Origin of the sequence: Novosphingobium sp. MBES04 (assembly GCF_000813185.1) — a bacterium.
GTDB lineage: Bacteria > Pseudomonadota > Alphaproteobacteria > Sphingomonadales > Sphingomonadaceae > Novosphingobium > Novosphingobium decolorationis.
This window is the reverse complement of sequence record NZ_DF850488.1, coordinates 560086-580533: the sequence shown is the minus strand read 5'-3', so window position 1 is coordinate 580533 and position 20448 is coordinate 560086. Positions and strand designations below refer to the sequence as shown.

Here is a 20448-nt window from a genome sequence, read left to right as displayed (position 1 = left end):
GTAGGGTCACTGGTGACAATCACCAGTGCTAGTGTCTTGTGCATTTTGTTCGCGGAACGCAAAGGGAACAACGGGAGGTGAGCGTGATCTATCTGGACCATCAGGCATCCACGCCGACCCATCCCCAGGTCGTCGCTGCGATGCAGCCCTATTACACCGAGCACTATGCAAATCCTCACGCCGCGGACCATGCGGCAGGCTGGACTGCTGCCGATGCGATCGAAGCGTCTCGCAATAATGTGGCGCATGCTGTCGACGCAGATGCCGATGAGATCATATTCACTTCCGGCGCCACGGAGGCGAACAATCTCGCGATACGGGGGCTGACGCGATCTGACCCGAATCGGAAAAAAGTTATCGTAAGCGCCATTGAGCACAAGGCTGTCCTTGCGCCGGCAAGAGAGGTGGCTCGCGAGGGAGCTGAACTGGTGGTTGCTCCTGTCGATCGTGAAGGACGGGTCGATCTCGACAGGCTTTCCAAGTTGGTAAACGATGAAACCCTGCTTGTGTCCATAATGCTCGTGAACAACGAGATGGGTGTTGTCCAGCCAATCAAGGAGATATCTCAGCTATGTCGGTCCGCCGGAGCACTATTACATACTGATGCTGCGCAGGCGCTTTATTGGCTGCCGATCGATGTTTTGGAGCTTGGTGTCGATTTCCTCAGTCTGTCAGGGCACAAGGCTTCTGGCCCCAAAGGTATCGGCGCTCTCTATGTTAGTCGCGAGGTGAGGTCCCGGCTTCAACCATTGATACATGGCGGTGATCAGGAAGGTGGTCTGCGCGCTGGAACCCTTCCGACCCCATTGTGCGCGGGCCTCGGCGAAGCATGCCGGCTGCTACCCGATGATCGTGCTGTTGCCGAATGGCGATCCCTGACGCTGGAACTGGAAGCGGGGCTGCAAAGCCTGTTCCCTCAAATGGAGACGATCGGTAATCGCGAAGACCGCCACCCTGGCAACCTTTGCGTCAGGATACCTGGTGTTGATGCGGAGAGGCTCGTTGCTCTTCTGCAGCCTGACGTGGCCTTGGCGCGCGGTTCGGCCTGTACTTCCGGAATTCCCGAACCAAGCCACGTTCTCCGTGCGATGGGACTCGATGCGAATGAGGCCGCCGAGGTCGTTCGTCTTAGTACGGCACCGACGACCTGCAAGAGCGAGATCGCGATGGCGCTACAGTGCATCGCTGAAGCTGCTGACCGAATGAAGGTCATCGCATGAGTCGCAGGTTTCGATGGGCGGATCGCCATGACCGAAGAGCAATTCTCGCACCGATGCTTTTCGTACGCTTTCGGCGGGGATCGGGGTTGGTCCGATAGTTTCCCAAATCTCCTGAAGCTGTTGACGGCCAAGGAGTTACAGACTTCTGCTCGCCTGCCTATTGGCCTGCTAGAATGATCTGAATCCTCGCTTTGCCTTTTGTGCCATGGCGCCTGGCACTCCGGCGTCTCGTGCAAATTGAGACCAGCGGTCTACTGCGGCACCGATCTCGGATATGATCGCTTTTGTCTCAATCGTTTTAAGGTCAGCGAACTTTCCGAATTCCAGCAAGTCATCGAGTTCGAAACCGTCGGTTTTGCCGGCCAGAGACATCTGGTGCTCGTTGGTCCAGTCCCCGTCAGGATTGTAGGCATAGACGACATCGAATGCGGGCGAGAGGCTCCAGCGACCCGCGCTATTCATGAGGAAGGCGATGTTCTTGGTGTGGTCGTCCTGGTTGCGAATGAAGACATTGAGCAGCGCGCGGCGTACCTGCTCTTTGATCGCCTCGCGGCCGAGACCGAGCATGCGGATTGTCTCGATCGCCTGCTCGTAGCTGTAGGCGCGGGCCAAGTTGAAATCGAAATGGCGCATCGCGCAAAGCGACTGCATGTGGAGCTTCTTACCGTCAGGCGTGCGATCGAAGCGCTGGGTCATGAAATGTGCCCGCCCACCTTCTTCGTGCAGACGAGAGCGAGCCATGTCGATGCCGGCCTCTCGGGCTAGCAGATAGCAGGCGTACTCAAGCCGGCCGAAGCCCATCGGGTCGGCAATTTCCTTGTCAGCATTGCCCGACACGCCGTCGAACTTGACCAGCCATTGCGTGTATCCGGGCCCTGCAGTCAGCTGCCCTGAATGGAATTCTCCGGTCGCCTCGTTCCAGGCGAGGACGGCCTTGGCCCGGGCACCACCAGCAGAGGTGCCGACGCGCAGGATCTCTTGAAGTGCGCGGCGGTCATCCTCTCCCTTGAGCACACCGGCCAGTTCTTCGCGCGCGGCAATGACCCTATTGGCGAGCTCGACAAGCGGCGCGATATCGACCGGCTGCCCCTTTTCGCGGCGCTCGCCGGTGGCAGGTTCGAATTCGAGCGCGCCCATGCCTCGGCGACCGGTATAGCAAAGGCGCTCGACCGGATCGAAGCTGTCGGCTGTGCGGCCCTGCTCGGCAAGCCAACGGTTGATCAGGGCGTTACCAAACTTGTCGGGTAGGCTGTCGGCCAGCATGCCCGGAAGCCCTTTGAAGGTCTCGTAATTCAGCGCGGGAAAGTCGTAGACGCCACTTCGCAGGGGCATTGTGAGCGGGGCGACTTCGATACCGCTGCGGCTGAATTCCCGAGTGTATTCGAAAACCCCGACATCGCGATCCTCATCCCACAGGACGGCGCCGATCTGACGGCCCCAGAGATTGACTACGGCACGCGTCATGGAGCCTCGTCACCCCAGCTCCATTCCTCGCCAGCCTCACCTTCAGAAGACTTGCGCACCCTTTGCCGCGCCTTGCCAGTATCGGACCGGGGATCGAGCGGGCTCAGCTTGGCGTCCGGCATGACATCCAGCAGGCGGTCTTCAATTTCGAGCGCACGCATTATCCTGGCAAGGCTATCGATGGTCCCGCCATTGCCGGCTTCCAGGCGGGCGAGCGTTGAACGCGAGATGCCAGCCATTTCCGCAAGCTCGGCCTGCTTGAGATTGCGTGATATGCGATACGCTTCGATCTGCTTCCCGAGGTCGGATAGCAGCACCGAGAGAGGGCGCAGATCTGGTGAATCATAATGTGGCATTATCGAGACATTATCTTCAATATGGAGCGTTGTGTAGCGATTTTGCGTCTTTACATCAAGGTGCTTAATGTGTCAATATCGAGACGTAAATTGGCACATCAGCGATAATGCATCAAATTTGCTACTTTATGTAGGTCGGAGTGATGAAAATGAAAGACGAGAAAGGTCACAATGACAAGAGTGACTGGGAAGGCTTGCGAGAGATCGACCGTGCCATCTCCGAAAATCGCATCACATCATACTCTTGGAAGAAGGCCTGGGCCGACCCGTGGGGCAGGATCAAGCTCATCGCAATCTTCGTGGCGCTGGCTGCTTTTGTTGCGTTCGTAATCGTCAACGATGTGATCCTTTAAGGGCGCCGCCACTCCTTTATTGCATCTGCCGCCTCCTCGCTCGCGCCTGTGGCGCCTTCTGTTTGGCCATCCAAGTAGCCTCTCACTGATCCGATCCGCCCGCGACCTTGCCGACGCACCCGCTCGACTTCATCCGTGATGCCAGACCGATCCGGAGCATCGGGCATTGAGGAACCACCCGAAGAGCTCACGGCTCCTCTTCCGCGTACCTGCCCAGCGCTTCCGATTCCGGGGCGGCTGACCGGAGCGAAGTCGGGCAGCGAAAGGTCGGCTTGGATGTCGTCCTGAAGCCGATCAGCATAGCTATCGACAAACCGTGATTGCAGCTGCTGACCCCGCGCGCTCATCTGGAACTCGATGTCATCGAAGCGCACCGGCCCGTAGTAGTCGCGATTGGCTTCGATCTCGGCCATGCCCCATTCGCGATAGGCCTGGCTCAGGTTCAGCGTGCCTGCGGCGCTGTTGGCCTCGTACCAGCTGGCCTGGTTCTCGAGGCGGCTGGCCATCTCTTCGGCGCGGCGCGCCTCTCGCGTGTAGCTTTCGGCTTCGGTCAGCGATCGGCTGAGACCCGACGAGCTGGTCGACACTTGCGATACCGAGCTCGAGCTCGTCTCGCGCAGGAAGCCTTCACGCGTGTTCGACCAGTTGCGACTGTCGGAAAGCTGGCGCAGCGTTCCCATGATCCTGCCGCGGTCTTCCGAGGCGATCCCGATATCGCTGTCCGTCCAGCTCTGATTTCGGCCTCCCCTGACGCCAAGTTGAGCAGTGCCAGGGCCTCTTTCTCCCTTGAGACCCAAAGAAGCATCGCCGTTGAGAAACCATGAAACCGTGATGTCGTCAGACGCGCGCCGGGACAGGCCAAACTGCTGCTGGAGCGTCCTTGAGGCATTGTCGACTTCGCTGAATGCCGTGCCGATGCTGTCGTTCGTGCCGACGCCGCTGACCGTGTCGGAGCTTTGACCCTGGCTGTAGGCGTTGCGGATCTCGCTGAACCGGGTGAGCGCAGAGCTCGTCGATTGCTGGGCGAGGTTGGCATAGGTCTCGCTCTGCGTCCGGCTCTGGCTCGCCATCGTTCCGAGGCGGCCGGTAAAGTCCTGCCCCAGTGTCGGCGTGAACGGATAGCTTGAATTCGGGACAGCAGCGAACTCTCCATCGGGGAAGCTGGTGGTCTGCGTGCCGCTGTCGCTGAAACCACGCGTCTGTGCCGCGCCATAGGCGATGTTGGGTGCAAGATTACCCTGCGCAAACTGGCGGGAAAACACTGTCGAATTGTCGATGTTCGAATTGCCGAGCGAGACATTGCCGGTGCTCGCTTCGCGCGAGGCTTCCTCGGCCGCGTTCTGACTCGGGTTGAGATAACTCGTTGCCTGGCCCGAAATCGCCAGCGCACCACGTGCCACCCCACCGGCAAGGAACGGGATCGAGGCGACAAGATAGCCCGCCAAGATGCCGATATCGCTGTTGACGTCGCTCATGCCGGCAAAGGTCGCGAGGCTGAGGCCTGTGCTGCCGCCAGCGGCGGTGACATCGCCCGCGCCTTTGAACATCAGGATCATGTGCAGGATGACGAAGAGCGGTCCCGACGCCGCAAGGTAGAAGAAGCCGGTGACGTAACCTCTCAATGCAACGGGTCCGGTCCGCGGCATCAGGAACAGCGGAAACAGGACAGGGAACAGCGCGTAGAACACCACCGTCAGCACGACATTGAGGATCGGGACCCATTTCATCGCGTTGTGCGCGATCGAGGAATAGGTCCGCTCGGTCTGAATATCGGCCCGGGTCTGCGCGAAGACGTCGATGCTGCCGGTGCCGCTAGCCCCTGCAAAGCCGTGCATGGCCTGGTTCATGGCATTGATCGTCAGCACCTGGCGGAAGATGTCGCTCGCGCTGCGCGAGATGCCGGTGAGATACTGATAAGCAATCGGGAGGTCGGCCATGAGCTTGGCCTTGGCGAGGGCTTCGGTCTGGCGCGGATAGAGTTGGCGTCCCGCGACAAGCGTCATCTCGTCGATAAGGCTCGCCCATTGCCCCGACAGCGCGGTGTAGGCTTCGCGGCAGGTGATGATCGAGGCCGTCACGCTGTCGTCGGCCTGCCGGGTCAGGAATTTCTGCGCGCGCGCCGCGCTGCCCGGCGCGATCGTCGCCCAGATGTCATCGCTCTCGGACAGCTCCTTCATCGAGTAGCGGCCGAGCAGCAGATCGTAGAACACACACTGCCGGACATGCTCGTCGAAGTTCGCAGCAAACTCCGGATCGGAAATGCGCAGGCTGCGCGTCGATTCGAGTAGCCGCGCGCCATAGATCATGCCGTTCTTCGAGTAGTTGAGGTCGTCCGGCAGGCCGAAGACGAGCTCGGCCGAGCGGGTCAGATAGTCTCCCGCCTGGCTGGTGAAGCTTGCCATCAGAGCGAGCCCGAGCGGGACATTGGCCACCGTTGCCGGTGCAAGGCTGGGATTGACCCGGTCGGTCACATGGACGTCCATGCGCGGCACCATCAGGCACATGTAGATGAGCGTCGCACCGAGGAACCAATTGAGCCAGGCACGCCAGTCCTGGTTGAACGCGACCACTAAGACCGCGAGCACCATGCCCATCACCAGCGCGACCTGGATCAAGCTTTTGTAGCCGCCCGCGCCAGTCCAGGCGGCAACGGCGTTGAGGACATTGACGATGTACTCGCCGCCGCCGACCGTGAAAATCTCGACCATGCTGCCTGACCCTTATGGAACGATGGAGCGGGACTGCATCCCGCGCGACCAGTCGAGCGCGGCGGCCATCGACGGTGACATCGAGGCAGCGAGCATATTCTCGATCATCGCCGTCTTTTCGATGATCTGCATGATCGCCGAGACCCGCGCCTGTCCGGTCGCTTGCCGCTGGGCGAGGCTCGATCGCACCTCGGCAACCTGAGTGCGCCAGATCGCGAGCTTGGCTTCGTCGGCCGCAATGAAACTCGCCATCGAGCGTCCAGCCTCTGCGGTGATGCGTTCTAGAATGGCATAGAGGAGATCGATGCTGGCGATCTCGGCCAGCGTGTCGCGGTCGTCGGTTGCCATCCCGCGACCATAGGCCGCCTGAACGGTGAGGATCTTATAGAGCGGCACCGATGCCACCTGGAGCAGCTCCTTCTCCTCGTCGCCGATCGCTGTGTCGCTGCGGATGGCCTCGACCATGCTGCCGATGAGCCGGGCAACGCGCGGCCGGATCGCCTTTGCGCTCGAGAGGCTCATCTGCTGGAAGGTGGGGTTGAGGCACTGGTCGGGCTCGTCGCACTGGAACACCCGCACCGATTGGCCCTGTGTCCCGTCGAGCAGTGCGGTCACCAGCGTCGAGGAGGCGTCGCCTGCGAAAGGCACGAACTTGCCCGGCTCGTCGTCGCGGGGCGGCACGTAGATCACCGTTCCGATGAGCGTCATCGCATACTCGGCAAGATCGCGGTCGAAGGTGCCATCCGGGTTAAAGAAGGCGCTCTGCTTGAGGACGTGCCAGGTGTAATTGCGCGGCACACTGGGATTGACGTCGGCATAGTCGTCGCCGGCGCCCTCGTTGGTCGAGGCGCGCTGACCCCTGGTGCCGCAACCGTGTTTGGCGGCAGCATAGTCGGTGAAGATACCTTCGGAATTGCCGATTGCTTCGCAGATCGCCTTGTCGGCGAGATCGCCCTTGGGCCACACGCCGCCGACCAGTCCCTGCGCCATCTCGCAGGAGTTGATCGAGAGATTGTTCATGAGCTGCGCCTTCTGGCTGAACTCCTGCATGATCTTCGAGCATTCGGGGCAGACGGTGTCGATCGCGAGGCTGAAGGCGAACCCCACCGCATTGTTGGCGACGGCCTTGAGCAATGCGACCATCTCGCTCGCGTTGATGAAGGAGAAGGACCCGGCGAAGATATCGATACCGCCGCAACCAGCGCGGGCACGCGGAAGCTGGAGATTGGCGATGTTGGTCGTCTTTTGCGGGAAGCGCGTCCAGACATTGCCGAGGCTGTAATAGCCCGCCGACTGGCCTTCGAACGCGCTCGGCCCGGTGACATTGGCCGCCGCGCCCATGTCGTCCATGAAACGGTCCATGCTGTCGCCGACGTTTGCGGCGACGGGGGACGCGACCATGCCGGCGGCAGCTATGGTGAGCGCCGCATTGCGGATGCTAGTAATCATGTCCGGCTTCCTTCGAGGTGAGGAGGTAGATGCGGTCCTGCAGCTCGTCGGCCGAAAGCACGCCGTACCCGATCGGGATCGGGCGCCTGGCCACGCTATCCCACAGCACGAGTGCCGGGGTAATGCCGGGTTCGAGCCCCATGCGCGGCCGCTGGCCGCTTTCGACCTTGTAGTCGGGGAAGTGCCGGGACGGTCCGCCATCGGTCGAGATCGCCCGGACAGTGATATGCCAGCGGTCCGCCACCGAGCGCACGATCGGGCTCATCACTTCGCAGGCGCCGCAGGTCTGGGCGAAGAAGTAGAACAGTCCATAGCGCTCGGAGAGCCTGGCCATCACCGCATCGCGGTCGGCAGCGCGCGCGTCCTGCCATTGCTTCTTGGCGAGCGCGCCAACCGGTCTCTCGAGCGTGTAGTCGAGCTCGGGATCCTGCCAGATCGCGCGCTGCCAGACATCGGAGAACAACGAAGCCCGGTCGAGCTGGGCTCGCTGGAAACGGATATAGGCGGTGACGTTTTCCGGCGTCGGATAGAGGATCGCGCGCGCCTTGAGTTCGCGCAGTTCCCCCGTGACCGCGTCGAGTTCTTGCGTCGCAGTTACCTGGGCCAGTGGCTGCGCCATCTCCGGCTCCTCTGCCGGCACCGGCTTTACGCAATAGAACCAGTAGCCGAGCCTGCGCTGCTCGCAGTAGAGGCTATCTGTAGACGTAGCTGGCTCAACTTGGCGCGCTCCCTGGGCAACTGCCCGAACGGGAAGCAGTGCAGCGAGACACATGGCCCATACTGGGAGGGCCAGCATCGGCAGTGATTGGCGGCGCGTCATTGGCCACTCCTTGCGTAATAGTCTTCGATTTTCTGCTGGATGAGGATGCTGGTCTCGAGCTCGTCGGGGAGCCGTGCAGCTTCGGTGAACTCGGCATAGACCTCGCTGAAATCCATCTGGCTGAGGTCGAGCCGGGCGAACTCGTCGAGCGTGAAACCCTCGCACTGCTCTTCCTTGGGCTTGTCCCACGGCTTGGGCAGCTGGCGGCGGCCCTGTTCCTGCAGGATCCGCGAGAGCTTGCTCTCGAAGCAGCAGTAGACCTTCTTCTTGGTCAGGCAGACGCCGAGGAACTTGTCCGAACAATAGGTCCCGACATAAGCGCACAGTCCCTGCGCATCGCGTTCGTGGAGCAGCACTTCCTCGCGGTTGCAGCCGAGCGCGACGAGCAGGCTGATGCCGGGGATGAGCGGGAAGCCCTTGCCCTTGCAGCAGTTGAGCACGCCGAAGACCTTGGAGGAGCAGGTGTTGCGGGTGCCGCGGAACAGCGTCAGCGTCTCGGGATCGAACTGGCCGCGGGCCTCGTCCATCGCATGGAGCGCGGTGACGGCATCCTTGAACTCGTCGTTCGCAGTGCGCTCGATCGTCTCGCAGCTGCCGTCGATGCAATAGACATCGCTGTCGCAAACATACTGGGTGGAGCTGTCGGAACCGGGAAGCGGGCACTCGTAGATGCGCTCCCAGGTCTCGCAGGGGTCTTCGTCGGTAAGGCATTCCTCGCGGACAAAGCGGCAGGTGCCCTGGCTTTCGATGTCGGAGCAGTCGCTCGCCGCTTCGCGCGCGATACAGGTGTAGCTGCGTTGCCATTCCCAGCAAGACTTGGTGACCGAGACGCCGTCGATCACGCGGGTCTGCGGATCGGCATCCGTGCAAATCTCGACGTCCAGCGTGCAATCGCTATTGCCCGCGAGACCCGTGCACTGGCTTTCGTCAGGGGTCGTGGTGACGGTGGTCGCTGTCGTGATCATGTAGGGTGTTTGCCCCGGCACCTGATCGTCGCAGGTTAGTTCGGTGATCGGATCTCCCGGTTCGGAACACCAGGGCCGTCCGCCCGACGAACTCCATTGCAGGCAGGTGTCGCGCCGTCCTGTCACGCGGCAGGAATAGCCGTCGAAGCCGGCGCATTCGGGCTCGCCCGAGCCGTTGAAATCGCCGAAGCGGTTGCAGAGGTAATGAAACTGCGGTCGCTGGCTGACAGCGGCGACGAGCGGGACCGTGCATTGGCCAACCGACTGATCGATCCGTGTACCCGTATTGCAGGTCGCGGTATAGGTGCCCGCCGACCCCGAACCAGGCGGCAGCGGAACGCACGATCCCTGGCTGCCCGAAATTGCCATGCCGCTCGTGTAGTCGAGCGGCGTCTCGTTGATCGCGAGGCTGCGGGCGATCACGTCCTCGATCTCGTTCGGCTCGAACCTTGCGCGATTGGCCATGCTGTCGCGGATGGTCCGCATCGGCGTGCTGGTCGTGGCGGCGCTGCGTCCGCGGGCCTCGATCTGGTCGGGATCGCGCGCAAGATCCTGCAGGTCGCGCGTCGCTTGCGGATCGAAATTGGGAACGCGCGCTGCGTCAGGATTGGTCGTTGCGGCATCGCGCGCTTCGCCCAGTAGCTCAGTGGCAAAGTCCTTCCCGTCGGCCCTTGCCGCATCGTGGGTCTGAGCGTGAATGGAAGCCGCGCTTGTGAGGGCGACGAGTGCGGCAAGGAGATTGGCGAGGGTTCTGCCGATCATGGTCGTTCCTCCCTCGAGAGCTGGCGCAGATGGAGGCGAGCAAGCTCGGCGCCCGGACCCTTGCCCGAGGCAAAGGTCTCGAGGACTTCGCCCACGCTGATGTTGCCGGCGATGCGGTCGTGCGGCGGCACCTCGCTGGTGCAATCGAACCCGTCGCAGGGACTGAATTCGGTGCTGAGCATGACGAAGCTCGGCGCGATCTCGATGTTGAACGCGCGAAACAGCCGCGGATCGATGCCGAGCGAACCGGCCGCGTCGCGGCTGCTCCAGATGGCGGCGAGCCGCTTCTTGAACGCCTCGCTGTTTCCTTGCGGGAAACCGCGCAGCACGGTGACGCCTCCCGCCCTGGTCATGTCGTGAACCAGTTCTTTCAGCGCCTCGGGCGGCATCGACAGGCTGGCAAAGGCAATGAAGCGCGGGGCTCCCCCGAGCGATGCCTTCTCGGTGGCGGCTTGCCCCGCGATCATCGCGTCGAAGTCGAGGGCGGCGTCGGTCTCGATTGCCTCGATGCTGTCCGCATAGGCTGCGCGATTGGCCCGCGCTTGCGCCTGGATAGTCTGTGCGTCTTCGGTCAGCGCCTCGGCGCGTTGGCGGACATTGGTGCTGAGCGCCTGCGCATCGTCGGCGTGTTCGGCCGCCCGCTCGCGGATCGCTTCGAGGTCGATGCCTTCGGGCGCGCTCTGGGCGAGAGCGAGACCACCGAGGGTGACGGCAAGGCCGACGGGCAAAAGGACGAGGTGCTTTTTCATAGCGCGCAGCAGTTCCGCTTGCGCCAGACGAGGTATCCCATGTCTTCGCCGATGGCGGGGATGACCTGTCCGGCCGATTGAAAGGTGGTGGAGGCGCCGATAGGCGGGCAGGCGTAACGGCCCGAGGTCGCCGGGTTGGGGTTGGTGGCCTGGAAGCGGTATTGCTGCTTGCGCATCACCGGCATCAGGTATTTGCCGCACAGGCCCTTGGATCCCATCGTCCCCCACGAGACGAGTTCGCGGTGGAGCTTGTAGGCGAAGCGCGAAAGCACGAGCCGCGAGGCCTGGACGTGCCCGATGGAGGCCGAAACGTTGCCGTTCATCGGATACATCGACCCCTGGCAGCCCGCGCACCAGAACATCTCGTCGATCGGCAGCTTCGCGGTCGAGGCGACGCAGTCGGCTGCACAGGCGGCGAGCGCCAACGGGTTGGCGAAGAGCACGGCCTCGGGGTTGATGATCGCGGTGAGCTCGGAATCCTGCCACAGCGGATCGATTTCGGAGATGTAGAGAATGTCGATCGAGCCCGATTCCAGGCACAGGAAATCGGCAACTATCTCCATCCAGTAGATCAGCGGATAGGCATACCAGTGGACATGCCAGCTCGAATAATACTGGCTCGCGCCGCCCACCGCCGAAGGACCCGAGATCGAGCGGAAGCCGATATCGAAGCCCGGATCGAGTTTCATGCCGCCGAGGTTCACGAAGCACCAGGGCTTCATGCTGACATCGGCAAGCCGCACCGGTTCCCAGAAGCCCATCGCGATCCCGGGCCTCAGACCGCACAGGCACACCGGCAGGTCGGGGTTGTCGGGATCGGGCCGGCTCGACGGCCAGATGTCCAGCCCGCCGATCGAGATCGGGAACAGGCACGACCAGCAGATGTCGGTGATCGGGTTGACGAAGCTCCCGGTGCAGCGGCCGGGACCGGCATCGGCCATGGCAGGCGTCGCGGTCGCGAGACCAAGAATGGCGGCCAGAACGAGCGCCAGCTTTCTTAAGTGCGTCATTGGGCTGCCCTCCTTTTCGGTGGCAGCGCGATTTCGCTGATCTCGAGCAGGCGGCCCTGCTGGCGCACGCGTGCGGGCACCGACCTGATCCCGAACCTCTCCGTGAGCTTGCCACCCTGGTCGAAATAGAAGCGGCGCTGGCGGGCCTTCATCAGCTCGAGCGGCGCGCCCTTCACCAGGATCAGCTTGGAATTGGCGTCCTGCTTGAGCGCCCAGATGAGCTGGTCTGGATCGTCGCCGTCGAGGAACAGGAGATCGGCGCGAAGGCCGACGCTGTCGAGCGGATTGACCCTCGTGCCAGCGGCATGGATCAGCTCGCCTTTTGCCCCGCGGATATCGGCAGCGAGCGTGATCGTCGGATCGAATTGCCAGCGCCGCGCTTCGCTGGCCCGGACGATCCCGGCGACAGGATCGGGCCGGTTGACCCGCGCGATCGTGCGGCGCTTCAGTTCGTCATTGAGTCGCGCGGTCTCGCCCGAACGTTCCATCTGCGTCAGGCGCGAATGGATCTGTTCGAGCAGATCGCGCTCGATCACGGGAAACACCGTTCCGCGCTGGCCATAGTCGCGCGCCAGCACCTCGGCAGGGCAGAGCAGGACTGCAAGCAGGGCCGCAGGGAGGATGAGCTTGCTCACAGGATCGCCCTCCCGCTGCCGAGGATCTGGCCGCGGCAGACGAAGCCGATCTCGGCGTAGCGGCTGTCGAGGCCGCGGGAATGGCCGGTCCCGGTGTAGAAGCAGCCGTAGGGGATCGCTCCTTCGGGGCCTTTGTGGAGCGTAATGCCGAGACGGGTCTCATCGAGCCGCGCGGCGATCTTGCGACCGTTGATGAAGACCTCGTGGCCATGGTGGCTCACGACATCGCCCGGCACGCCGAGCACCCGTTTGCCGAAGAGCTGCGCGCCTTTTCCGAAATGCGCTTCGACGAGCCTGCTTGCTGGCGGCTCGAAGAAGATCAGGCTGCCGCGCTCGATCCGCGCATGCTTGTCGAGCCAGAAAGCCCAGTTGGGCAGGCTCGGGCTGGCGTTGATGAGAAAGGCATGGTCTTTCGCAAAGGCGTCGACCGCGCCCCATCCGAGCGGCAGCAGCACCAGACCGGTCAGGACGAGCGGCCGTTTGATCGTGCGGATAAGACGAGAGGCAAAGTGCGTCACTGACCGCCTCCCTTCCCAAGCTGGCGGACGATCCGCACGCGCAGTTCCTCGGTCGCATCGGGGGCATCGCCCGCGAGCACCGCTTCGCCGACCAGCACCACGCGGCCATCGCGCCCCATTTCGGCAACGGCGCGCTCGGACGCCTGGAGGAAGGCGAGCACGCGCGCCTGGCTGACTTCAGGATCCTGCTCTGCGCGCGCTTCGGCATCGACGAAACCCGCGATGGTCTCGGCAAGCCGGACAGTGACGATCTGCTGGCGCGGCTCGGACAGCTCGCGGCTGACCCAGGCTGCCCAGAGCAGCGCGGCCACGAGCGCGAGCACGCCAAGAATTCTGAGCAAGAGCGGTCGATTAAAAGATTGTAATCTGCGCGTGTCAGTCACGGTTTGCCTCCCGGGCCGGATGGTTTTCGAGATCGACCGCGAGCCGCTTCAGGAAGCGCGGCATGCGAAACAGCGTCACCGCACCTGTCAGGATGAGGAAGCCGCCCTTGAGGTCCTGGCTGAACAGGCTGCGGCGCAGGCCGTCGGCTTCGAGATATCGATCCGACAGATTGGCGAGTTGGGTGAAGAGGGCGCCAAGGTCCCAGCCCGCAACGAACAGGAACAGCGCAAGCGGCAATCCCAGCACGATCAGCAGCGATGTCGCGGCAAAGCGCGCGGTTTCGATGAGGACGAAACAGCTCCCTTGCAGGAACGGCAGCAGGCTGCGGAGGTTGGCCGGAGGCGTCCGGTCGGCAAGATGCGAGACCATCATTGTCCACCTCCCGCCACGATGCGGATGGCATCGGCGAGGCTGTGTCCGCGCCGCTCGCAGTCCTGGATCGCGGCATAAGTGTCGGGATCGGAGGAATAGATCGTCGCCGAGAAGGGATCGAGCACGAGCCGGCCGACGGCCTCGGTCTCGGGGCCCTTGATGAAGACCTCGCTGTATTCGGTGCCCGAACGCTTGAGGCTGCGGATCAGGGTCTCGGTGCGGTCGTCCATGTCGAGCCGCGCGTTCGCCCTGAAATCGGCAATCGTCTCGGCCTTCTGCTGGAGAACCAGCATCCAGTCGCTGTTCTCGAGCGCGGCGCGCGCGCCATCGGACTTGTAATAGTCATTGAGAGACTGGGTCGCGGTCGCGAGCGCGCCGCCATATTTGCGGGCGGTGCGAGCGTAGGTCTCGACGAACTCGCCCATCGACCCGCCCTTGAGCATGGCCCAGGCCTCGTCGATCAGCAGCAGTTTCTTGGTTGCTCGCGACGAGCGCGTCATCGCCTGGCTGGTCATGAACATGATTGCCGAAAGGACGACGCTGCGCAGTTCTTCGCGGGACGCGAGATCGCTCATCTCGAAGACGGTGAAATCATCGTCGAGCGCGAAGCTCGCCTTGCCTGCAAAGAACCCGCCGTAGCTGCCGCCGCGGCAGAAGGGCGCGATTGCGGTGGGGAGATCGCGGCCCGCCTCGCTTTCCGAACCGTGGAGAGCGTGCGCGACATCATCGACCGATGCGCCGCTTCCCAGTGCCTCCCAGGTCGCGGTTACGGCCCGGTCGATGAGCCCGCGTTCGGTGTCACTCGGTGCAGTGCCCGGTCGCGCCATCTGGCCAATGATCGCCTTGATCATGGCAAAGCAGTCGAGGCGGTAATCCTCGTCTTCGTGCGCACGGGCATCGTCGACCATCGAGAAGGGGTTGAGCGAGAAGCCCGAGGCGAGCGTGAACTCGACGAAGCGTCCGCCCTGCAGTTTGACCGAATGCTCGAAACTGCGCCCGTCGTCGATCACCACGACCTTGGCGCCCGCGCCGCGCAGGGCGGCGCAAAGCTCCTGCAGCAGCACCGACTTGCCCGAGCCCGACTTGCCGCAGATCGCGATATTGTGGTTGCCGGCAGAGTTTTCGAAGGGCGACCACCAGAAGGGCTGGCCGCGCCGACCGACGAGCAGGAGGTGCGGGATCACGCCGCCGAGATATTCCCCCTGCATCGGCGCGATATGCGCCGCTGTCGTCGAGAGCATGGTCTTGAGGCGCTTCAACCGCGCCATGTCGTCGGCGAGGCCATCGGCAAGGCTCAAGGGAAAGGCAGCGACGAGGCCCTGCAGCTGGAGGAAGCGCTCGTCGGCCAGATCCCAGCCCGCTGCCTTGTAGATCGCCTTGATGATGCGTTCGTGCGCGTCGCCCTGGCCGAGCGGCGAGATGCTGGTGAGCCCGTAGAACAGCTTGACGAGCTTCTTGCCGGCCTGGAGTTCGGCCTGGACGTGGCGCCATTCGGCCGACTGTTCGGCGAGCTTCGGGAGAAAGCGCGCGCTCTTGGTCTGGCTGAGGCTGGTCGTGCGCATGAACTTGAAGCCAGCGCGCGCCGAGGCGGCTTCCTGGTCGGGGTAGACGAGGCACAGCATGGTCGCCGTCGGACAGGGGAAACGCAGCTTGTCGGTGAACATGTCGCCGATGAGCCGCGCACATTCCCAGGGCGCCCAGCGTTCAGGGGTAGAACGCACGGCATAGTGCCGCACGTCGAAATGGTCGGGATAGCATTCGCCGACTTCGGGATTGCCCTCCTCGTCGCGGCCGGTCTCGCGAAAGCGCTCGGTCCTGAGGATCAGGCGATCGTCTTCGACCTCGAGCTCGATGTCGCGGCGGATGGCCTGGACATCAAGCGTATCATGCGGGTTCCACGCATGGATATCGGTCTCGTGCGCGGTGGTCGGCGAGGTGAGCTCGTCGATCAGCGCCAGCAATCCGCCCGGGCGCAGCTCTTGCGCGTGGAGTCCGAGCGAATGGAGCATGCCCATCAGCCCTTCGCGGCATTCGGAGAGTTCGGCATCGGTTACGCTGCCGGGCACCGGCACGCCGAGCGAGACGATCAGCCGGACGTTGCGGGCATGGAAGGGCGCATGCGCCGAGCCCGAGCTCCAGACGAGATCGTAAAGGCGCCTGGTGCGCGCCCTGGCAATGGCCTCGTAGATGCCGCCTTGCTCATAGCGCGGAGCGAACCAGGGGCCGACCACGCTGCCGATCCGCGGAGATGCGAAGTTCAGGACCTGGAGGCAGGCGCCCTGCGGCAGGCCTTCGGAGAAGAACTGGCCGAGGATCTCGCCGGTCCGTTCGTCGGCCCCGATCAGCGGGGTGACTTCGAGCACGAAGCCCTTCGAGCGGGCGTTGCGGTAGAGCTTCGCCCCCTCGTCATAAACCCGGTAGGCAGCCAGTCCGAGAGCATGTCGAGCCCGAAATGCGCCTGGGGCTTCTCAGGCCGAGCCGTGTCGGCAAACAGGCCCCGCGAGAGTGCGTCGCGCGCGGCGGCAAGGGATAGCGTCACCGGCTCTCTCCTTCGGTTATGTCAGGGTGGGGGACCGGCTCGCGGGGAGGGGAAAACGAGCCAGGTCCCCCGGGTTCCGGCGCGTCAGCGCCGGGCATCGCCGGAACGGGCTGCGAGGGGATGAACAGCTGTTCCGGCAATGTGTCTGTTGGTTGGAAATCAGGTGCGGGGTTGCCATCGCGCGTCGCGGCAATGGTCGATGCCAGCGAGCGCAGGACTTCGCGGCGGCCCTGCGGCGCGCGCCAGCCTGTCCCTGCCTGTTCGGGCAGCGTCAGGTGAACGACGCGCGCCTCATGGTCGCGGCCTGCCGCGTCACGGTAGGGCGTCAGCACGACCTGCAGGCGGCGAACCGCTTCTCCGGTCAGGGTCACCGTCCGATGCGCGTCAGACGTGTCGGACTTTTCGATGCCGGTCGCCCCGGCATCGATCGCGGAGGTCGGCGCGCAGGTCCCTTCGGGAGCGCGGCAGGCAAAGCTGCCTTTGACGTTGCCGCCAAGGCTGGCGCAGCCACTGGCGAAGAGGAGCGGCGCAGCGAGCACCACGGCGCGAAGGATCGGAAGCCGGCTCATTGCGCCTCTCCCTTGCCTTCGGCCACGAAGCGGCGGATCGCCGGGGCATCGCGGTAGCCATGAAGCACCGCCCCATCGCGGGCGCGCACGATGACCGGGGTTCCGGCAAACCCGTTGGCCTTTGCGAAGGCTTCGTTGGCATCGAGCGCCTTGGCGTCCTTGCAGGTCTTGGCACTCGCCGGAGCCTGCCCGGCGTAGGCTGCATGCAGCGCCTTTGCCGGATCCTTGGCGCACAGCACCGCCTCGGAAATCTTGCGGCTCGCCGCGCCAAAGATCGAGATCGGTCGCTCTTCGATCATAACCTTGGCATTGGCGAGTTCGCCCGCCAGGCGCTGGCAATACCCGCATTGGAAGTCCGAGAAGACGACCAGCCTTTCGCCCTTGGGGTTGCCCCAGTGGATCGCGCCCGCAGCCGGAAGCGACGAGAGGTCGACATGGCTGGCGGCCGCCTGGACAGGCGCTTCGTCGCGTCCCGCCGGCGCGTCGCTGGCTACGCGTGCCGCACCGGCCGCAAGCAGGTCGGGATTGAGTTCGAGCAAGCGGGCGGCGGTGACGTCGCGCCGCTCTTCCATGTCGTAGAGACGGCCCACGAAGAGATAGCGGGCGGTCTCGTCGATGTAGAACAGCGTGTCGCCCGAGACGACTTCGCACCAGGGGCCAAGCGTGTCGCAGCTGATCGCATCGATCGGGGTCTTGGGCAGCCGCAGCTTCAGTGCTTGCGCGACATCGCTGGCCATGCCGGCAGCGCTCGCAGGCATAGCGGTGACGGCAGAGACTCCGAGCGTCAGGACGGCGGCGGCGCTCGAAAGGGCAAGGGCAAGGTGGGCGGCGCGGGCCTTCAAGGCCGGCCGGTGGTCATTGTAGTTCATTTGGAGGGGCTCCTGACGTGGACGCCGTCGAGAAAGACGATCTCGACCTCGATGCCGGTCGGCATCTCGACGACGGGTTGGTATTGTTCGGCGCGTTCGATGAGGTATCGGCTGACGGTGTCGGCAGCCTCGCCGGCACCCTGGCCGAAGCCACCGGCGAGAATGTCGGTCGGCGACAGCGCCTCGCGCTGACCGTTGGCGCCGACAGGCTGCGTGAAGATGCCGTTGGCGTTGGCGGAAAATCCGCGCCCGAAGCCGCCAACGATCCCGGCGAGCAGCGCCTGGCTGACCAAGCTGCCTTCGCGGCTGACCACGCGGCCGCGTACGCCCGACTTTCCGGCGAAGGAGATGAACCCCTTGACCTCGCTCACCGCGAAGCGCCCACCGGGTTGCGCGCAGGTCATGCGCACCAGCTTGACGTAGACCTTCTCCGCCGAGAGATCGCCGCGCGCCGCGCCATTGACGAGGCAGCCGGTGATATCGGTGGTGAGCAGCTTGTTGCCGCGCATCACCGAGCGGGCCGGTCCGGTGATCCGGAGCACCACGGGAAGCGGATCGCTCTGGCTGGCAACGCCGGTCGAGGCATCGACACCCACGATGACCGTTGCCGGTGCGTAGCTGTTGGGCGGCAGGTAATCGCGGCTCGCTTCGAGCAGCAAGGCTGGCGCAGTCTCTGCCGCACGCGGCTTGCCGTCCTTGCCCGGCTCAGCGCTGAAACTCATCAGGCTGAGCTGTCCGCCCTGCGTTTCCGGCGCTCCTTGCGGTGGCTGGACAGATCCGCCGGTGCCGACGCCGGGACCATAGGCCGGTGGTGGTGGCAGCGGCGGCGCGGTTGCAGGCGCCTTCGCAGCGTCGCTGAGCTGTGAACGCAGATTGGCATTCTCGGTCGAGATCGCGTCGATCGCCGCCTGGCCGTCGGAGCGCATCTGCGCGTTCTCGCTGCGCAGCGCTTCGAGCTCTTGCTCGATCTCGGGTCGCGGTAGCTGCGATTGCTGCAGATCCTTGATCGCGCGGCCCTGTGCATCGAGCCGGTTACCGTAGCTCGCGACGAATTCGCGCTGCGAGAGGTTGCGATTGACGAGGCCGCCGGTGTCGATCGTCGCCGCACCACTGGCATCACTGCCGCCCTCGTCGCCGTCGCCGCCGAAGATGAACATCCCGCCGCCGATGAGCGCGATGGCCCCGATCCCGGCGAGCAGCATCTTCTGGCGCTGCGCGATCTGCGAATTGAGGTTGCGCCGTCCGCTTTCGCGCGCTTCCGGCGAGCCCGGCAGAGGCCTCTTTTCGGCATCCTTCTGTGTTGCCTCGGCCATCAGTCGAGCCCTCCTTTGGCAAAGACAAGGAAGGCACTGGTCGCTTCGCCGGGAGCGAGTGCATCGCGGCCATAGGCGAAGGCGAGCGCGCCTGCGGGACCTTCGCGCTCGGAGCCAAGCGCAAGGCTTTCCTGGCCGAGGTTGCGCACGAGGAAGCGCTGTCCGGTAAGTTCATCGCCCTGGTATTCGGCGACCAGTTGGACCTCGATCCCGCCGGTGCGGCGCGGCGCCGACAGTTCAGCGCGGGCAGTGAACCCGGGCAGGACGGCATCGCTCGCCATCGCCTCGATCAGGCGGATCGCGGCGTCCTCGAGGCCGGTCTCGGTCTCCCATTCGGTAGCCGCGGCTTTAGCGAGCGCGGGATTGGTGATGAAGAGCTGGGTCGCTTCCTCTCCGCCGAGGCGGCAGGCGAACTTGTAGACATAGCCCGCCTTGCTGGTCGCAAAGAAGCTGACCCGGGCAGCGGCAAATTGCGGGGGCACGGAGATATAGATGTCTCCACGCACCGGCTCGTGCGTCACCTGGATGTCGTTGTAGGGAAAGCCGCTCGCGATCTTCGAGACATTGGCAAAGCCATCATCGATGAGCGCGATCCGGGTGAGTTCGCCGCGGGCGAGCTCGCAGTCGATGGTCGCGTTGTCGGCCGCTTCGACGAACTGGTCGGCATGTGCCGGGACCGGCGCGAGCGCGAAGGCGAATACGGCGAGGCCAGTCAGCTTGAGGCCGGGATCGGGGCGCCGTGTCGCGCCGATCGCGAAACAGGCAAGGCCGGTTCCGGCAATTGCGGCAGCGAGGGGAGATGGGAGAAGGCTCATTGGCCGGGTTCCTCCTTGTCGGTGGGAAGTTGCTCGAAGCCGGCGAGCGCGAGGCTGAGGCCACGCTTCGACCAGCGGAAACGGAAGGAGCGGCTCTGGCTCGCGATCACCTGCGCGCCGACAAAGGTCTTGAGCGTGCCGGTGACGGTCGAGGTCAGGGCCTTGGGGTCGACGTGCATTTCCGCGATCACGAAGGCCTGGCTGATGTCCGAGCCGCGCTGTTCCTCGACGATTCTGACGAGCTCGGCCTTGAGCCGGCCGTGCGCGGCGGGATCGGCGAGCTTCAGGATGTTCGCCATCCAGTAATCGAGGCTTTCCGGTGCCCGGTTGAGGAGCATCAGTGCCGTGTCGCGGGTGACGAGCTCGAGATAGGGCGCGTCGATCCCGCCGCTCGAGACGGTGATCCGCTCGGCGGTGATCGGCACCAGCACCACCTGTTCGTCGCGGGTCACTGCGGCGCCGAGGCTGACCAGCGTAGTCAGACCAAGGACACCTGCCAGCACGGCAAAGCGATTGCGTTGCCGGAGGTAGGTCTGCGCCTGTTCGTGCGCGAATTCTGCTCGCATGGGTCGCCTCCC

General features: G+C 64.0%; 19 protein-coding genes and 1 pseudogene. 2 read left to right on the top strand and 18 right to left on the bottom strand.

Annotation, left to right across the window (positions count from 1 at the left end):
- Nucleotides 1–77: 77 nt before the first annotated feature.
- Nucleotides 78–1220: a cysteine desulfurase family protein gene (locus MBENS4_RS02645; protein ID WP_039391628.1), complete on the top strand. Its 1143-nt coding sequence runs from the start codon at nucleotides 78–80 to the stop codon at nucleotides 1218–1220.
- 168 nt (nucleotides 1221–1388) lie between these two features.
- Here the strand turns inward: MBENS4_RS02645 and MBENS4_RS02640 are convergent, their stop codons facing one another.
- Nucleotides 1389–2684 carry a type II toxin-antitoxin system HipA family toxin gene (locus tag MBENS4_RS02640; RefSeq protein ID WP_039388581.1) on the bottom strand — a complete coding sequence of 432 codons (1296 nt, stop codon included), beginning with the start codon at nucleotides 2682–2684 and terminating at the stop codon, nucleotides 1389–1391.
- Nucleotides 2681–3040: a helix-turn-helix domain-containing protein gene (locus MBENS4_RS02635; RefSeq protein WP_034921371.1), complete on the bottom strand. Its 360-nt coding sequence runs from the start codon at nucleotides 3038–3040 to the stop codon at nucleotides 2681–2683. Before MBENS4_RS02635 ends, MBENS4_RS02640 begins: the two co-directional genes overlap by 4 nt.
- A gap of 149 nt (nucleotides 3041–3189) precedes the next feature.
- Between MBENS4_RS02635 and MBENS4_RS02630 the strand changes: the two genes are divergently transcribed.
- Complete coding sequence (locus tag MBENS4_RS02630) at nucleotides 3190–3393, top strand: hypothetical protein (protein WP_445321499.1); 204 nt, start codon at nucleotides 3190–3192, stop codon at nucleotides 3391–3393.
- Here the strand turns inward: MBENS4_RS02630 and MBENS4_RS02625 are convergent.
- The 16 genes and pseudogenes from MBENS4_RS02625 to MBENS4_RS02550 all read right to left on the bottom strand — a co-directional run bounded on the left by MBENS4_RS02625 (nucleotide 3390) and on the right by MBENS4_RS02550 (nucleotide 20436).
- Nucleotides 3390–6101, bottom strand: coding sequence for a conjugal transfer protein TraG N-terminal domain-containing protein (locus tag MBENS4_RS02625; protein ID WP_039388577.1), 2712 nt, complete (start codon nucleotides 6099–6101; stop codon nucleotides 3390–3392). The genes MBENS4_RS02630 and MBENS4_RS02625 overlap by 4 nt on opposite strands.
- Before the next feature lie 12 nt (nucleotides 6102–6113).
- Nucleotides 6114–7550 (bottom strand): conjugal transfer protein TraH, encoded by a 1437-nt coding sequence (locus MBENS4_RS02620; RefSeq protein WP_039388575.1) that lies wholly within the window; start codon nucleotides 7548–7550, stop codon nucleotides 6114–6116.
- Nucleotides 7540–8370, bottom strand: coding sequence for a conjugal transfer protein TraF (locus MBENS4_RS02615; RefSeq protein ID WP_039388573.1), 831 nt, complete (start codon nucleotides 8368–8370; stop codon nucleotides 7540–7542). Before MBENS4_RS02615 ends, MBENS4_RS02620 begins: the two co-directional genes overlap by 11 nt.
- Nucleotides 8367–10097: a conjugal transfer protein TraN gene (locus MBENS4_RS02610; RefSeq protein WP_039388571.1), complete on the bottom strand. Its 1731-nt coding sequence runs from the start codon at nucleotides 10095–10097 to the stop codon at nucleotides 8367–8369. Before MBENS4_RS02610 ends, MBENS4_RS02615 begins: the two co-directional genes overlap by 4 nt.
- Nucleotides 10094–10846 (bottom strand): type-F conjugative transfer system pilin assembly protein TrbC, encoded by a 753-nt coding sequence (trbC, locus tag MBENS4_RS02605; protein ID WP_039388569.1) that lies wholly within the window; start codon nucleotides 10844–10846, stop codon nucleotides 10094–10096. The genes MBENS4_RS02610 and trbC overlap by 4 nt, the downstream gene beginning before the upstream one ends.
- Nucleotides 10843–11856, bottom strand: a complete 1014-nt coding sequence (gene traU / locus MBENS4_RS02600) for a conjugal transfer pilus assembly protein TraU (protein WP_039279362.1) — start codon at nucleotides 11854–11856, stop codon at nucleotides 10843–10845. Before traU ends, trbC begins: the two co-directional genes overlap by 4 nt.
- Nucleotides 11853–12491, bottom strand: a complete 639-nt coding sequence (gene traW, locus MBENS4_RS02595; protein WP_084591924.1) for a type-F conjugative transfer system protein TraW — start codon at nucleotides 12489–12491, stop codon at nucleotides 11853–11855. The genes traU and traW overlap by 4 nt, the downstream gene beginning before the upstream one ends.
- The gene (locus tag MBENS4_RS02590; protein WP_039388566.1) at nucleotides 12488–13009 is read right to left on the bottom strand and encodes a S26 family signal peptidase; all 522 of its coding nucleotides are present in this window, start codon (nucleotides 13007–13009) and stop codon (nucleotides 12488–12490) included. Before MBENS4_RS02590 ends, traW begins: the two co-directional genes overlap by 4 nt.
- The gene (locus MBENS4_RS02585; protein WP_242404749.1) at nucleotides 13006–13350 is read right to left on the bottom strand and encodes a TrbI F-type domain-containing protein; all 345 of its coding nucleotides are present in this window, start codon (nucleotides 13348–13350) and stop codon (nucleotides 13006–13008) included. Before MBENS4_RS02585 ends, MBENS4_RS02590 begins: the two co-directional genes overlap by 4 nt.
- 34 nt (nucleotides 13351–13384) lie before the next feature.
- Nucleotides 13385–13765 (bottom strand): hypothetical protein, encoded by a 381-nt coding sequence (locus MBENS4_RS02580; RefSeq protein ID WP_039388558.1) that lies wholly within the window; start codon nucleotides 13763–13765, stop codon nucleotides 13385–13387.
- Nucleotides 13762–16304 (bottom strand): annotated as a pseudogene (gene traC / locus MBENS4_RS02575) (type IV secretion system protein TraC). The gene MBENS4_RS02580 and the pseudogene traC overlap by 4 nt, the downstream one beginning before the upstream one ends.
- Nucleotides 16301–16873 carry a hypothetical protein gene (locus MBENS4_RS02570; protein WP_052321964.1) on the bottom strand — a complete coding sequence of 191 codons (573 nt, stop codon included), beginning with the start codon at nucleotides 16871–16873 and terminating at the stop codon, nucleotides 16301–16303. Before MBENS4_RS02570 ends, traC begins: the two are co-directional and overlap by 4 nt.
- The gene (locus tag MBENS4_RS02565) at nucleotides 16870–17742 is read right to left on the bottom strand and encodes a DsbC family protein (protein WP_039388554.1); all 873 of its coding nucleotides are present in this window, start codon (nucleotides 17740–17742) and stop codon (nucleotides 16870–16872) included. Before MBENS4_RS02565 ends, MBENS4_RS02570 begins: the two co-directional genes overlap by 4 nt.
- Nucleotides 17739–19055: a TraB/VirB10 family protein gene (locus tag MBENS4_RS02560; protein WP_039388552.1), complete on the bottom strand. Its 1317-nt coding sequence runs from the start codon at nucleotides 19053–19055 to the stop codon at nucleotides 17739–17741. Before MBENS4_RS02560 ends, MBENS4_RS02565 begins: the two co-directional genes overlap by 4 nt.
- Entirely contained in the window at nucleotides 19055–19870 is an 816-nt protein-coding gene (locus MBENS4_RS02555; RefSeq protein ID WP_039388550.1) for a type-F conjugative transfer system secretin TraK, read from the bottom strand. Before MBENS4_RS02555 ends, MBENS4_RS02560 begins: the two co-directional genes overlap by 1 nt.
- Nucleotides 19867–20436, bottom strand: coding sequence for a type IV conjugative transfer system protein TraE (locus MBENS4_RS02550; RefSeq protein ID WP_039388549.1), 570 nt, complete (start codon nucleotides 20434–20436; stop codon nucleotides 19867–19869). The genes MBENS4_RS02555 and MBENS4_RS02550 overlap by 4 nt, the downstream gene beginning before the upstream one ends.
- Between the last annotated feature and the right edge of the window lie 12 nt (nucleotides 20437–20448).